The following is a 13,224-nucleotide window of genomic DNA, read 5'->3' on the forward strand; positions in this document are numbered from 1 at the left end:
AAAATTGCGGCCTGTTTCGCCTGAATATCTACGAGCCCCTGGCCTTTCCGGCCAGAGAAACTTAACGTGACAACACCCCGCCAGCTCATCCATGAGGACAAGAAGCCGGTGGCGGAAGTCGCCCGGCTTTTGGGGGTGCATCGCGCCACGCTCTACCGGGCTATAGAACGCAATAACGTGAATACGCATTGACGTTACTACGTTTAGCTGCCGGCCCTAGTTTCCCGGTTCCTTCCGCAAGGGATTGCAGAATCGGGCGGCTTGCTCTTAGTTGTAAACATGAAGGAACGCGCGGAAGAGATTCGCAGGGGCGTTGCCGCCCACAGGGCGCGGCAGATCGCGGCCGGCCGCGTGGCGTTGAATACCTATGTTCCGGGCGAGCTTGTCGAGGCAATCGACAGGATCAAGGAGCAACGGGGCGCGTCAGCTCGCGCGCCGATCATCGAAGAAGCGTTGAGGTTCTATATCGAAGCGAAGCAAGGGACATAACGGCAAAACGCCCGACCGCGCCAACGGTCGAGCGTTTTTGTAGGCCGTCAGACACACCGTAGAGCCGGGGCCGATAAGTCTCCCCCTATCTACGCTAGAGCACTCCAATTCGCAAGATTGATTCTTGCGGAAACGGGAGCGCCGTGCCTGCCGTCCTCGCCGTCATGTCCTTCAAATGGAAGGACGAGGGCATATGTTGAGGACGCACTACGCGGCCGCGATCGGCTGCGCGCGCGGGCACGCGCTTGATGAAATCATGCGGGAGGTCTGGAACCGCTACGGCGCGGGCCAGCTCACCGACGACGAGGCCGGCGAGCTTACGACGCTCGCCCATGAGCGCCGGGCCACCCTGCGAGGATCGGGACAGACTGCGCTAGGGCTGATCTTCCCGCCCCCTGCCCCGCGCTGCCCGACGCCAGTTCGCCGGCATAGCCATATCCGGGGCCGATCGGAGGGCCGCATATGGCGGCCGACGACGCGCAGGGACGTGCAGGCGATCTTGAAGGCGGCCGAAATCTACAACGAGGCCGGATTGCGCGAGAAGGGCGAGCGCAGCGGCCCGCTAGGATCGGTGGCGCTCGACGTGCTGCGGCTGTTCGTCAATCTCATCGACTTCCGCACCGGCCGGCTAGAGCCGTCAATCACCACGATCATGGACCGCTTGGGCCGGTCGCGCGATACGATCGTGCGGGCGCTGAAGAACCTGCGGGCGCATGGTTTCATCGACTGGCTGCGGCGCTATGAGCCGACCGGCAACGAAGGGCGCGGCCCACAGGTCCAGCAGACGAGCAACGCCTATCGCCTGTCCCTGCCGGAGAAGGCGCGGCAGTTCCTTGGGCGGTTCGGCAAGGCCCCGCCCCCGCCTGCCGATCATGGACAGGATCAGCGGGCTTGGAGCGAGGCAATTAGCGCCTACAAGACCACCCTGCCCCTCGATGAGCGAACGCAGATCGACGCCGGCGATGGCCCGCTCGGAAAGGCCCTCGTGATGCTGGCAAAGAGTGTGATGAAACGTGAGTCTGATAACCAGACTGAATCCCCATCTGATCTTTATCTAAGAGTACAAACATAAGCGGACGCCGCTGTTCGGGCCGCTCACGCGGCCCTGCGGCGGTTCCGGCCCGCGTATAGGCGGGCCGGGAAACGGCATCCTCACCACCTAATCCGCACCGTTCGCGCCTGCGGCCAGCGTCCTATGGGCTTTCGAGAGGGAGCGAGAGGCAAGGCCGGTGTTTAATTATTTACGTTAATACGTATTAACGTGTAAACGTATCACCTTGATAGAAGGCGATAGCGGCGGCCGGGAAACCGTGCTAGGATGTACACAATTCAACACACGGAGGCGATTCCATGACCGCCAGCACCACCATGACGATTCGGGTTAGGCCCGATGTGAAAGAAAAGCTCGACCGGATCGCGAACGACACGCAGCGAAGCAAATCCTTCCTCGCCGGCGAGGCCGTCGCCGCCTATGTCGATCGCGAGCTTGAAATCATCGACGGTATCAAGCGCGGCATGGCCGATGCGGCGGCCGGCCGAGTGATCCCTCATGCGCAGGCCGTCGCGGAAATGCGTGAGGTTATCGAGGAAGCGAAGCGCCGGAAAGCCGCGCGCGGATGAGGCCGGTTGTCTGGTCGATTGAGGCGCAGCGGGATAACCTCGAAATCCTGCGCTATATCGCAGAGGACAACCCATTCGCCGCCGAACGGGTCGTGGACGCGATCGAGGACGCCGGGAACAAGCTCGGCGAATTTGCGACCGGCCGGCCGGGGCGGGTGAGCGGGACCTATGAAAAGTCCCTCGCCCGTCATCCCTACATCATCGCCTATGAGCTGCGGGACGTAGCGGGCTGGGAAAGCATCGTGATCGTGCGCGTCATCCATACGTCGCGGGACTGGCCGGCCGAGGAATGGCCGCACTAGCTTAAAGACGTAGTAACGCCCTTAGCTATATGCTTTAATACGTATTCACGCAAAGAAGGATTGACGCATGAACGTCATTGCGTTTTTGAGCCAGAAAGGCGGGAGCGGAAAAACCACGCTTTCGGTTCATACCGCCGTGGCGGCCGAGGCGACCGGCGAACGGGTTTGCGTCATCGACGCGGACCCACAGGAAAGCGCGACCGCATGGGCGAGTGCGCGGGAAGCCGGAACGCCGATCGTCGCCACGGCGCAGGCCGGGGAACTGGACGCCGCGCTTAGGGCGGCCGAGGGCGAGGGTATGACCTTGGCAGTAGTGGACGCCCCGCCCCATGCCGCCCCGGCGGCCGGCCAGATAGCCCGGAGGTCGGAGCTGGTCTTGATTCCGGTCCGACCTTCCGCGTTTGACCTCGCTGCGGTCCCGGCCGCCGTCGAGATCGTGACGGCCGCGAAGGTGCGCGGTGCGTTCGTCCTGTCCGCCTGCCCGTTCCGCGCGCCCGAGATCGGGGAGACGCGCGCGGCGCTGGAAGCCTACGGCCTGCCGATCGTCCCCGGCGAGATTACCGACCGGCGCGCGTTCGCCCGCGCCGTCACGACCGGCAGCGCCGTGACGGAGTTCGAGGCCGAGGGCAGGGCAGCCGAGGAAATCCGGGCTTTGTGGGCGTGGATCAAGGACACCTTAGAACGTAAATAGCTAAATACGTAAGAGCGTATTGAAGGAGAGAAACCTATGGCAAAGAAAGCAACCGGCCTCGCGGCCTTCACCCGCCCGAGGGCCGGCGCGGAAGCCACCAGCCTTGCAGCGATCGAGGACGACCGCCCGGCCGTGGAAATCCCGACGCCGAGGCGAAAGAGGGGAGGGGGCGAGACTGTCGCGCTTACGGTCAAGGTCCGGCGATCGGACTGGCAGCGCCTTCGCCAGCTCGCAGATGCAGAGGGCACGACAATTCAGGCGATGGCCGAGGCCGGGCTTTCGGCCGTTCTGGCACAGCACGGATTGCCGCCGATCGAGCCTTATGCACGTTGATACGTAAATAGCTAAATACGCTAATGCTTGCGCGTGTGGCCCGCCCCCCGACCGTCCCTACGGCCCTAGATGATGAGAGCGGGCCGGCCGGGGGGCTATCGTCGCGGCCGTGGTTTTCCTTGAATAGAGCTTGCACCAGGTCGGCGGGTGGATCGTGGCGCAAGCCGCGCCGGAGGGCCGTTCGTAACAAAGTCCCGGCGCAAAGCGCCGGGTCCGCTTCTTGATACGTCAGGGAGCGTCATACAGCCCCCGGAACTCGGAATCAGCATAATAGGCGAGCTTGCCGGCGACGATCGGCCGTTGCCCGGCGAGGAACAGCAATTCGACATTCTGCGGCAGGTTGCGGACCTCATCCGGCGTCAGCAGCGGGCGGGCGGTGTGTTGCTCGCCGTAGGTGATGCCGGTCTTTTCGGCATCGAGGGCGCGGCTCATGGTCTGGAACACGACCGTCTCTTGCCCGAGCAGATCGGAGACAAGCCGGGCGCTGTCGTGATCGTTGACGCCGAACACCTGTAGGACGCCGGCATTTGACAGGAAGGTGCCGGCGCGTTGCCCATAGGTGGCGCGGAGCTGGTGAACGTCTTGCAGGATCGGCCAGAGCTGGACGCCGTAGCCGGCCATGAGGCCCATTGCACGCTCGACGGGGGCCAGATGGCCGAGGGCGGCGAACTCATCCAGTAGATAGAGGACCGGCACGGCCGGTTTTTGTGGATCGCGCGCCATGTCGGTGAGGCTTTGGGCGACGAGCAGGCGCAGCCAGCGGGAATAGGTAGCGAGCCGATCGGGCGGCAGGGGGTCGGAACAAGAGCAGTTCAAAATCCTGCGCTAAGGTCGAACGGAGCGGGAACGGCCCACAGGGCGCATTTCAAATAGGGCATCAATGATCGGGCATTCCGGAACCTGGTTGCCGGTGCATTGCGCGGCCATATCCGACATTGCCCGCTCCAGACGTCGTAGATCGGCGATTTTCTGACGGATATCTTTCAGGTGTTCGATGGTGAGGTCATGAACCTCACGGCAGGTGTAGCTATGCCCGTCGACCAGGCGAAGCAGTCCACGCAGTTCGTCGAGGCTGAAGCCGAGCTCACGGCCGCGCCGCACGAAATGCAGCCGCCTTGTGTGATCGTTGCCGTAGACGCGATAGCCGGCGGCACTGCGCGCGGGTTTCGGCATGACGCCGATCTTCTCGTAATAGCGGATCGTCTCGATGTGGACGCCGCTGCGCTCGGATAGGACGCCGATAGAAAATTCGTCAGTCTTTTGCATCACGTAGCTCGCACAAATCCGTGAATTTTTCCCGCTTGACCCTGTAGTTACTACAGGCACTAGGGTCACCATAGATCAATTGCGGGAGCATGTGAACGATGACGCAGGACGAAGTGCGGCCACTGGCAGACAAGGCCCTGGAGCCCGTCGAAAAGGGTTTTGATCAGGCAGCGCTGCTGTCGGTTGGCGGCATCGTGGCGGCACTGGGCGCGGCAACCTGCTGCGTGGTGCCCTTTGTCTTGTTCTTTGCCGGCATCAGCGGCGCGTGGATCGGCAATCTGACCGCGTTCGAGCCCTATCAGCCCGTGTTCGTCACGATCGCGCTCGCCTGCCTCGGCTACGGCTTCTATCTCGTCTATCGCAAGCCGAGGGCGGCTGAGTGCATCGAGGGCTCCTACTGCGCGCGTCCGTCGTCCCATCGCGACGCCAAGATAGGCCTTTGGATCGCAACGATTCTGATCATCGTCGCCGTGGGCTTTCCCTATGCAGCGCGGTTCTTCCTCACTGCCTAACCTCAAGGAGTTCCTGATGAAAACTTTACCCCTTATTGCTCTCACCGCGTCCCTGCTGGCGAGTGGCGCCGCTTTTGCCGCCGAGCAGACCGTCACGCTGAATGTCGCCAATGCCACCTGCGAACTTTGCGGCCCGATCGTGAAGCGGGCGCTCAGCAACGTGTCAGGGGTGCTCGCGGTTGATGTGTCGGAGGCGACAGATGGGGCGATCGCCAAGGTGCGCTTTGACGACGGCAAGACAAATGTCGCTGCGTTGATCACCGCAACCACCAACGCCGGCTATCCCTCCAAGGTTTCGCAGTAGGGAGGCTCGGCATGACGGATGGAAAGTTCATCGGCATGGGCAGTGTCGGGCTTCTCGCCGTCATCTGTTGTGCCGCCCCATTTCTTTTGGTCGCTGCGGGCTCCTTCGGGGTTTCCGCATGGCTCGCTGCAGCCGGCTATGTGCTGATCCCGATCGCACTCGCTGCTATTGGGCTGGCGGCATTTTACCTTTATCGGCGCCGCCATTCCGGCTCAGCGGCGGATGCCGCTTGCTGCGGATCACCGACAGAAAACAAGGATAAACTGAATGTGTGAACATTGCGAACCGACGCCAAATAAGGGCAACGGCCGTTACGATCTTGTAGTCGTCGGGGCTGGCTCGGCCGGGTTCTCCGCCGCGATCACCGCCGCCGAACAAGGCGCGCAAGTGGCCCTTGTCGGGCATGGCACGATCGGCGGCACCTGCGTCAACATCGGCTGTGTGCCCTCGAAAGCCCTGATCCGGGCCACGGAAGCCGTACGTCACGCCAATGATGCGGCAGCCCGTTTCGATGGTATTGAAAGCGGCGCGCGCGTCGTCGATTGGGCCGCTCAGATTGCCCAGAAAGACGCCCTGGTTTCCGGTCTTCGGCAGGCGAAATACGCCGATCTGCTGCCAGAGTATAACAATGTCGTCTATCGCGAAGGGCAGGCCCGTCTCGTTGACGGCGGCGTCGAGGTCGCGGGCCAGCGCCTCGCCTCCGAACGGATCATCATCGCGACGGGCGCGCGCCCAGACCTGCCGGGAATTCCGGGGATTGCCGACGTGTCGCCGCTCGACAGCACGACGGCGCTCGCCCTGAACGAACTGCCGCGCTCGATGATCGTGCTCGGCGGCGGCTATATCGGCGTGGAGCTGGCCCAGACGTTCGCGCGGGCCGGCGTCGCGGTGACGCTCGTATTCCGCAGCCGGCTTCTGCCGGAGGCTGAGCCCGAAATTGGATCGGCGCTCGCCACCTACCTGGCCGATGAGGGTATCCGGATCGTCGGCGGGATCGCCTACGAAACCGCCCGCAGGACCGATGACGGCGGTATAGCCCTCGCCATTACGCGAGACGGTCGGCCGGAAATCCTGACGGCCGAGCGGATTCTCGTGGCGACGGGACGCCGCCCGAACACTGAAACCCTTGGCTTGGCTGAGGCGGGTGTTGCCGCAACGCCGGCCGGCGCCATCATTGTCGATGACCGCATGCGCACCTCAAAAACCGGCGTCTATGCCGCCGGCGACGTGACCGGAAAAGACCAGTTCGTCTATATGGCTGCCTATGGCGCAAAGCTCGCCGCCAAGAACGCATTGAACGGCGATGGCCTGCGGTACGACAATGCTGCAATGCCCGCTGTCGTGTTCACAGACCCGCAGGTGGCGAGTGTCGGCATGACCGAGGCGCAGGCGCGCGCTGCGGGGCATTCGGTTCGCACGTCTGTTCTTTCCCTCGACAATGTGCCCCGCGCGCTGGCGGCACGCGATACACGCGGCCTGATCAAGCTGGTTGCCGACGGGGCGACCCGGAAGCTCCTGGGCGCGCATATTCTTGCGCCGGAAGGCGCTGACAGCATTCAGACGGCGGCGCTGGCTATCCGCGGCGGCCTGACGATCGACGATCTGTCGGAGGCGATCTTCCCGTACCTGACGACCGTCGAAGGCTTGAAGCTTGCAGCTCAGACCTTCGACAAGGACGTAAAAAAGCTGTCCTGCTGTGCAGGGTAGAGGTGGAACCGCAACGGGCTATCGATAAATCAGAGCGGGCCTGGATAGAAAGAAAGCTTTCTTCCTATATGGCCTATATGGCCAAAAAGCGCACTTTTCACTTGACCTTCCAACCGCTGGAAGCAGCACGCTATTGGAACAGCGGAAAGGTGGTGCGCGATGAAGAATGCCAATATGCTTCAGGAATTGGTAGCGCGGGCTTTCAAACGAGCTTTGCACGAGCAGAACTTCGCCGTTGCCGAATTAATGCTTCAGGCACTCGAAGACATGAACTCCGAGTGCCGATGCAGCACCACCTTGGACGATGCCTTGCTCATGATTGACACTCCGTCACAATGGATGCAGCCGCTAAAGCGGAGCATCCATTGAACGACGCGGTGATGTAGCCGTCAGGATGGTGAGCTATTGTCCCTGACGCGCATGATAGTCTGTCGGCTGGTGTCGAATTTTCTGGCGAGGGCGGAAACGCTCATGCCGCCAGCCAGGTCGGCGCGAACATCACGTTTCTGCTGTTCATTGAGCCGGGCGGGTCGGCCGAGGGCCTTACCTTCCGATTTGGCGCGCTGAAGACCGGATTGGGTGCGTTCGATCAGGAGGTCACGCTCGAACTGAGCCACAGCATTGATGACGTTCATCGTCATTTTCCCGGCCGAGCTTGCCAGATCGACCCCGCCAAGGGCGAGGCAATGTACCCGCACGCCCATGTCCTCCAGCTTTTTGACGGTCGTGCTCACGTCGATCGCATCGCGGCCGAGGCGATCGAGTTTGGTCACGATCAGCACGTCCCCGGATTCCAGCCTGTCCAGCAGCCGAGAAAATCCCCGGCGTTTGGCGATGGCGACACTGCCGGAGACGGTCTCGGTGACGATGCGGCGCGGCTCGACGTGGAAGCCAGCCGCCTCGATTTCCTGAATCTGGTTTTCGGTGGTCTGGCCGGTCGTGGAGACGCGGACATAGGCGAAGGTGCGTGGCATAAGTCAATTTCGTCCGAATAGGCTGTCCGAAATATCTTGCCTGTCCATAAGAATGTCAAGGTAATTTGTGGACAGATCGTTTTACCCCTGTACGGAATCGGACGATTACGGACAGGGGCAAAAAGCCTGTCCGTAAAATACCTTGTAATATTATAGGACACAGGTATCATTCCGCACACCTATTTCGTAAAGAAAATTGCTCATGTCCCGCACTTTCGCCTACGCCCGTGTATCAACCTTCGATCAGACGCCAGAAAACCAAATCCGAGAGATCAAAACTGCGGGCTTTGCCATTGAAGGGGCTCTGTGGTCATTTCTACATTAATACACGCTAAGGGCATTTTGCAGGTGACGGGAAACACATGATTTCCGCTCACCGTGATCGCGGGGCAAACTGGCCACGCAATAGGGCCATTTTTTGCGCGACAAACCCTGTCGGAATGTTAGGCTGTGCGGCAACACCTGATTTGAGGTTTGTCGCACATGTTGATCGGTTACATGCGGGTATCGAGTAGTGACGAGCGCCAGTCGGTTGCCTTGCAGCGCGATGCCCTGCTCGCGGCCGGGGTCGATGAGCGCCATCTCCATCAGGATCGCGCTTCCGGAGCGCGTGATGACCGGCCGGGTCTGAAGGCATGCCTCGGCGAATTGCGCGAAGGCGATGTCCTGGTCGTCTGGAAGATAGATCGGTTAGGCCGGTCACTCTCCCACTTGATCCGTATCGTCGAGGATTTGAAGGAACGTGGTGTCGCCTTCCGATCTCTCACGGAGGCGATCGACACCACGAATTCGCACGGCGCGTTTCTGTTCAACCTGTTCGGCTCGCTTGCAGAATACGAGAGAGTGCTGATCACCGAGCGGGTCAATGCCGGCCTGGCGGCGGCTCGCCGACGTGGCCGTAAGGGCGGGAGACCTCCAACGATCGATGCGGAAAAGGTCGAGCAGGTTCTAGCTGCTTTGGAAGCTGGCGCCAGCAAGGCGTCCGTGTGCCGGACGTTCAAGGTGGCGCGCTCGACCTTGATCGACACGTTGAAGCGGACTGGATGGACAGGCCCCGGCAAGACCGGCACGCCCGAAACCGTAGTTTGACGAGTGACCGTGGCTGATGGCGTTTCTCGATGAGCAATCGCGTGCCGTTTTATTCGAACCACCCGAAGCTTATGAAGATGCGCAAGCGCGCTATGCACTGACTTCCGAGGATATTGTCTTCGTCAAGGAACATCGCCGGTCGCATAATCGGCTTGGCTTTGCGATCCAACTCGCACTGGTGCGTGATCTGGGCCGTCTGCTGCGAATAGGCGAAGTTCCACCTCAGGCGGTTGTCTCTGTTGTCGCCGACCAGCTGGGCATCGACCCTGCAGTGTTCGAGTTCTACGCCCAGCGCGACGAAACGCGCCGGGAACACGCGCGCGAGATCGTCTCTGCACTGGAGCTTCAGCCTGTCCGGACGAGTGACTATCGCGAGTTGATAACGGCGGCGGCACGCGAGGCGGCGGCCACTGAACAAGGTGCGCCGATCGCCAAGGCCGTGATCGAAGCCTTGAAGGAACGAAAGTTGCTCGTTCCTATGCCGGAGCTGCTGATCCGTCTGGCACTGGCCGGCCGGGCGGCGGCGCGTCGACAAGCCTATCGCGAATTGATCCGGGATCTGGAGCAGCCTTCGATCGAGGCGCTTGATCAGCTCCTCGCTGAGCGGGCCGGCGATCGGAGCCACCTTGGCTGGATTGCGGAAGCACCTGAAGGGGCGAAGCTGAAGAACCTCAAAGGCTTGATCGCCCGCCTCGAGGTATTGCGCTCAGCCGCCATTCCCGACGACCGTCGCAAGACGATCCATGCCAATCGCTACGGCATCATCGCCAGGGATGCACGCATTCTGCATGCCCGGGAGATACGACGCCTGACATCCGAACGTCGCTACGCCACGCTGGCCGCCTTCGTCATCGAGAGACAGGCGTCGATCACCGACCTGACGATCGACATGTTCTGCAAAATGATTGGGAGCAACCGCCGCAAGGCCGAGATCAGCCGCACGGAACGCCGGCTAAAAGAGGCCGAGGTTCTTGATGGGGTGGCGCTTGAGCATCTCAAGCTCGGCGAGGCGCTTCTGGCCGCTCGTGCGAGCAAAACCGATCTTGCATCGGCGATCGCAGCCTCCCTCGGCTGGGACGGATTGGTCGCCAGCATGGCGGCAGCCAGATCTGTCGTCCACCCTGATCGCAGTAACGAATTCGACGAGCTCATCAAGCGGCACAAATCGTTGCGCAAGCTGGGCAGACTGATGTTCCGCACGTTCTCGTTCCGGTCGTTTCGTGCTGATGATCCGATCCTTGTAGCAGTGGACCATCTGCGCGCGCTCTATGGCGGCCGGAAATTGCCGGCGCAGGTGCCGCTCGCCTTTCTGACCCGCAAATGGCGACGCTGCGTGCGCCCGAACAGTGCCGATATCGACCTGCGCGCCTGGGAAGTGGCGGTCCTCGTTCACCTGCGAGAGCGTCTGAGGGCCGGTGACATCTGGGTCGAAGGCAGCCGGGCATGGCGCAGTTTCGAGGATTATCTTCTGCCTCGGCCGATCTTCGAGCTGATGCGCGCCGAGGGGCGGCTCGGGCTCGCACTCCCCGACAGCTTTGCCGAATGGCGAGCAGAACGGACCGCCACGCTCGATGCGAAGCTGAAAGAGCTGGCAAAGGCGGCGGCTGCCAATGCTATTCCGGATGCAGCGATTTCCGACAAGGGCCTGTCGATCTCGCCGATCCGCGAGGAGGAGCGCGACAGCATCGTCGCGCTCAGCCGCCGACTATATGTTCTGGTGCCACGGATCAGGATCACCAGCCTGCTTGCCGAGGTGCAAAGCTGGACCAAATTCCTCGACAGCTTCACGCATTATCGTACCGGTGAGACGGCAAACGACGAGGCAGCGCTGATGGCAGCGATCCTTTCCGACGCCACCAATGCCGGAGCCGAACGTATGGCGGAAAGCTCACGCGGCGTCACGATCCACCAGATGATGCTGATGGTGGACAGGCATATGCGATCGGAAACCTACGCCACGGCGACCGCCGTGCTGGTCGATGCGCAGCAGGCCCATCCCTTTGCCGCGATCTGGGGTGACGGCCATATCTCCTCCTCGGACGGACAGTTCTTTCCGGCTGGCGGGCGTGGCGAAGCCAGCCTCGACTACAATGCAAAATACGGCAAGCGACCGGGGGCGTCGATCTATGGCTTCCTGTCCAACCGTTTTGCTTCCTTCTTCTCCCGCATGATCCAGGCATCCGAGGGCGAAGCCCCCTACGTTCTCGACGGCCTCCTTCACAACGAAAGCTCCGTCGAAATCTATGAGCACGCAACCGATACCGCTGGCGCCACCGAAACGACGTTCTCCATGTTCCACGCCTTTGGCTACAGGCTCATTCCCCGTATCCGCAATCTCGGCAATCGCAGGCTCTTTGTCATTGATCGCGATCCGGCTTACGAACCGCTCGACGCGCTGATCGCTGGAACCGTCAACATGGATGTCGTCGAGCACCACTGGGATGAGGTCTTGCGGCTGAAGGCTTCGATCGCTGCAGGTTTGGTGCCGCCTTCCGTCATCCTCAAGAAGCTGGCAGCGTCGCCGCGACAAAACCGGCTGAACCAGGCCCTGCGCGAAATGGGCCGGATAGAACGCTCGATCTTCATCTGCGACTGGCTGCTCGATACGAAACTGCGCCGCAGATCGCATGCGATCCTCAACAAGGGTGAAAGCCGTCATGCTCTCGCACGCGCCATCTTCCTCCACCAGCTCGGCGAATTGCGCAACCGCGTCGCCGAAACCATGGCTTACCGCGCGTCCGGTCTTAACCTCGTCGTCAACGCCATCATCCTGTGGAACACTGTCTATCTCAGCCGTGCTGTCGATTATATCAGCAGTCAGGGTATTATCATTCCGGACGAGCTGCTCTCCCAGGTCGCACCACTACCATGGGCGCATATCGCGCTCACCGGCGACTACCTCTGGAACGAAATTGACCGACCCCTCGAACGCTTCAGGCCAATCCGGGCTAACCGCTTCAATCCAAACAACTTCAAATTCCCTTAGCGTGTATTAATGTAGAAATGCCCACGGAGCCCCTTGAACCTCATCGCATCGTTTCAGAGACGATCTCCGGCTCAATGGCCATCGCGCAGCGTGCCGGGTTTTCCAGACTGTTGGATAAAATGGAAAATGGTGACGTACTGATCGTCACCAAGCTTGACCGTTTAGGCCGCGACGCCATCGATGTAAGCACAACCGTTGCCAAGCTCGAAAAGATAGGTATCCGTGTGCATTGCCTCGCACTCGGCGGCGTTGATCTAACCAGCTCCGCCGGAAAGATGACCATGAATGTCATCAATGCAGTTGCCCAGTTCGAACGCGATCTCCTCATCGAACGAACCCAATCCGGTCTTTCCCGCGCCAAGGCCAAGGGACAGCCTCTGGGGAGGCCATCAGCATTATCGGCGGATCAGCAGGCTGAAGTGAGAGACAAGATCAAAAACGGCGAGACGATCTCAGCCATTGCACGCCATTTTGAAACCAGCAGGCAAACAATCATGCGCGTCAGAAATCAGGGATAATCCTATGTCGCATTTCGTACCTTTGTTGGGATAGACCCCACATCTCGCCGCTCAGTTGGGAGCACATAAATCTCACCGGCATTTATTCCTGGGACACCGAACAGCAGATGCCCGAAGGCTTCAGGTCGTTGCGGCTTCCCGGCAGACTTCTACGGGCTGCATGATGTTCATCGTCCGTTCGATCTTAGCGCAGGATTTTGAACTGCTCTTGTCCTGACCCCGGCAGGACGAGGAACACGGAGACGTTGCGGCGCTTGAGATCGGCAAAGCGGAAATCCGATCGGCCGAGGACGGCGACCATGCGCGGGCTGTCGAGAAAATGGGTATGGCGCTGCGCGGCCGAGAGGACGCCGGCGGGTGTTGTCACGTTAACTGGGCTACAGTTGCCTGCCTGACGGTTTGGGCGTAAATTTTGGCGATGCAGACATCAGAT

At 61.0% G+C, this 13,224-nt stretch carries 17 protein-coding genes and 2 pseudogenes; 15 read left to right on the plus strand and 4 right to left on the minus strand.

Going from position 1 to position 13,224, the window contains the following annotated elements; translation table 11 throughout:
* The first annotated feature begins 66 nt into the window (after positions 1-66).
* The 7 genes from JNC80_RS19520 (at position 67) to JNC80_RS19550 (ending at position 3,435) form a co-directional block, all read left to right on the plus strand.
* On the plus strand, positions 67-192 hold the full coding sequence (locus JNC80_RS19520; protein WP_376711371.1) for a helix-turn-helix domain-containing protein: 126 nt from the start codon (positions 67-69) through the stop codon (positions 190-192).
* An 87-nt stretch (positions 193-279) separates the two neighbouring features.
* Positions 280-489 (plus strand): ribbon-helix-helix protein, CopG family, encoded by a 210-nt coding sequence (locus tag JNC80_RS19525; RefSeq protein ID WP_017502925.1) that lies wholly within the window; start codon positions 280-282, stop codon positions 487-489.
* A gap of 193 nt (positions 490-682) precedes the next feature.
* Positions 683-1,561, plus strand: coding sequence for a helix-turn-helix domain-containing protein (locus JNC80_RS19530; protein WP_094538637.1), 879 nt, complete (start codon positions 683-685; stop codon positions 1,559-1,561).
* A 278-nt stretch (positions 1,562-1,839) separates the two neighbouring features.
* The gene (locus JNC80_RS19535) at positions 1,840-2,109 is read left to right on the plus strand and encodes a CopG family ribbon-helix-helix protein (RefSeq protein ID WP_006473479.1); all 270 of its coding nucleotides are present in this window, start codon (positions 1,840-1,842) and stop codon (positions 2,107-2,109) included.
* Positions 2,106-2,411 carry a type II toxin-antitoxin system RelE/ParE family toxin gene (locus JNC80_RS19540; protein WP_094538636.1) on the plus strand — a complete coding sequence of 102 codons (306 nt, stop codon included), beginning with the start codon at positions 2,106-2,108 and terminating at the stop codon, positions 2,409-2,411. Before JNC80_RS19535 ends, JNC80_RS19540 begins: the two co-directional genes overlap by 4 nt.
* A 67-nt stretch (positions 2,412-2,478) precedes the next feature.
* Complete coding sequence (gene parA / locus JNC80_RS19545; protein WP_032492504.1) at positions 2,479-3,102, plus strand: ParA family partition ATPase; 624 nt, start codon at positions 2,479-2,481, stop codon at positions 3,100-3,102.
* A 36-nt stretch (positions 3,103-3,138) separates the two neighbouring features.
* A complete protein-coding gene (locus JNC80_RS19550) occupies positions 3,139-3,435 on the plus strand; it encodes a hypothetical protein (RefSeq protein ID WP_032492505.1) in 297 nt (98 codons plus the stop codon).
* Positions 3,436-3,663: 228 nt separating this feature from the next.
* Here the strand turns inward: JNC80_RS19550 and JNC80_RS19555 are convergent.
* Together JNC80_RS19555 and JNC80_RS19560 are read right to left on the minus strand one after the other, a co-directional pair.
* Positions 3,664-4,227 (minus strand): annotated as a pseudogene (locus JNC80_RS19555) (type IV secretory system conjugative DNA transfer family protein); the annotation flags it as partial.
* Between the two features lie 33 nt (positions 4,228-4,260).
* A complete protein-coding gene (locus JNC80_RS19560) occupies positions 4,261-4,701 on the minus strand; it encodes a MerR family transcriptional regulator (RefSeq protein ID WP_094538635.1) in 441 nt (146 codons plus the stop codon).
* A 98-nt stretch (positions 4,702-4,799) separates the two neighbouring features.
* Here JNC80_RS19560 and JNC80_RS19565 point away from each other — a divergent pair, with 98 nt between their 5' ends.
* From JNC80_RS19565 to JNC80_RS19585, 5 genes are all read left to right on the plus strand, one after another.
* Positions 4,800-5,213, plus strand: a complete 414-nt coding sequence (locus tag JNC80_RS19565; RefSeq protein WP_094538634.1) for a mercuric transporter MerT family protein — start codon at positions 4,800-4,802, stop codon at positions 5,211-5,213.
* Positions 5,214-5,229: 16 nt separating this feature from the next.
* Positions 5,230-5,517: a cation transporter gene (locus tag JNC80_RS19570; RefSeq protein WP_094538633.1), complete on the plus strand. Its 288-nt coding sequence runs from the start codon at positions 5,230-5,232 to the stop codon at positions 5,515-5,517.
* Positions 5,518-5,528: 11 nt separating this feature from the next.
* Complete coding sequence (locus tag JNC80_RS19575; RefSeq protein ID WP_094538632.1) at positions 5,529-5,792, plus strand: mercury resistance system transport protein MerF; 264 nt, start codon at positions 5,529-5,531, stop codon at positions 5,790-5,792.
* Positions 5,785-7,224, plus strand: coding sequence for a mercury(II) reductase (merA, locus tag JNC80_RS19580; protein WP_094538631.1), 1,440 nt, complete (start codon positions 5,785-5,787; stop codon positions 7,222-7,224). The genes JNC80_RS19575 and merA overlap by 8 nt, the downstream gene beginning before the upstream one ends.
* 159 nt (positions 7,225-7,383) lie before the next feature.
* The gene (locus tag JNC80_RS19585) at positions 7,384-7,593 is read left to right on the plus strand and encodes a hypothetical protein (protein ID WP_094538630.1); all 210 of its coding nucleotides are present in this window, start codon (positions 7,384-7,386) and stop codon (positions 7,591-7,593) included.
* A gap of 20 nt (positions 7,594-7,613) precedes the next feature.
* Here JNC80_RS19585 and JNC80_RS19590 read toward each other — a convergent pair whose 3' ends face one another.
* Positions 7,614-8,198 carry a recombinase family protein gene (locus JNC80_RS19590; protein ID WP_094538629.1) on the minus strand — a complete coding sequence of 195 codons (585 nt, stop codon included), beginning with the start codon at positions 8,196-8,198 and terminating at the stop codon, positions 7,614-7,616.
* Between the two features lie 483 nt (positions 8,199-8,681).
* Between JNC80_RS19590 and JNC80_RS19595 the strand changes: the two genes are divergently transcribed.
* Genes JNC80_RS19595 through JNC80_RS19605 form a run of 3 tightly spaced genes read left to right on the plus strand, consistent with a single transcriptional unit; the run spans position 8,682 to position 12,791 of the window.
* The gene (locus JNC80_RS19595) at positions 8,682-9,287 is read left to right on the plus strand and encodes a recombinase family protein (protein ID WP_003501158.1); all 606 of its coding nucleotides are present in this window, start codon (positions 8,682-8,684) and stop codon (positions 9,285-9,287) included.
* 16 nt (positions 9,288-9,303) lie between these two features.
* Positions 9,304-12,273: a Tn3 family transposase gene (locus JNC80_RS19600; RefSeq protein ID WP_376711372.1), complete on the plus strand. Its 2,970-nt coding sequence runs from the start codon at positions 9,304-9,306 to the stop codon at positions 12,271-12,273.
* 17 nt (positions 12,274-12,290) lie between these two features.
* Positions 12,291-12,791 (plus strand): recombinase family protein, encoded by a 501-nt coding sequence (locus tag JNC80_RS19605; protein WP_376711373.1) that lies wholly within the window; start codon positions 12,291-12,293, stop codon positions 12,789-12,791.
* Between the two features lie 220 nt (positions 12,792-13,011).
* Here JNC80_RS19605 and JNC80_RS19610 read toward each other — a convergent pair.
* A pseudogene (locus JNC80_RS19610) lies at positions 13,012-13,215 on the minus strand (type IV secretory system conjugative DNA transfer family protein); the annotation flags it as partial.
* Positions 13,216-13,224 lie beyond the last annotated feature (9 nt).

The organism is Pseudochrobactrum lubricantis (assembly GCF_041929865.1).
Taxonomy (GTDB): Bacteria; Pseudomonadota; Alphaproteobacteria; order Rhizobiales; family Rhizobiaceae; genus Pseudochrobactrum; species Pseudochrobactrum saccharolyticum.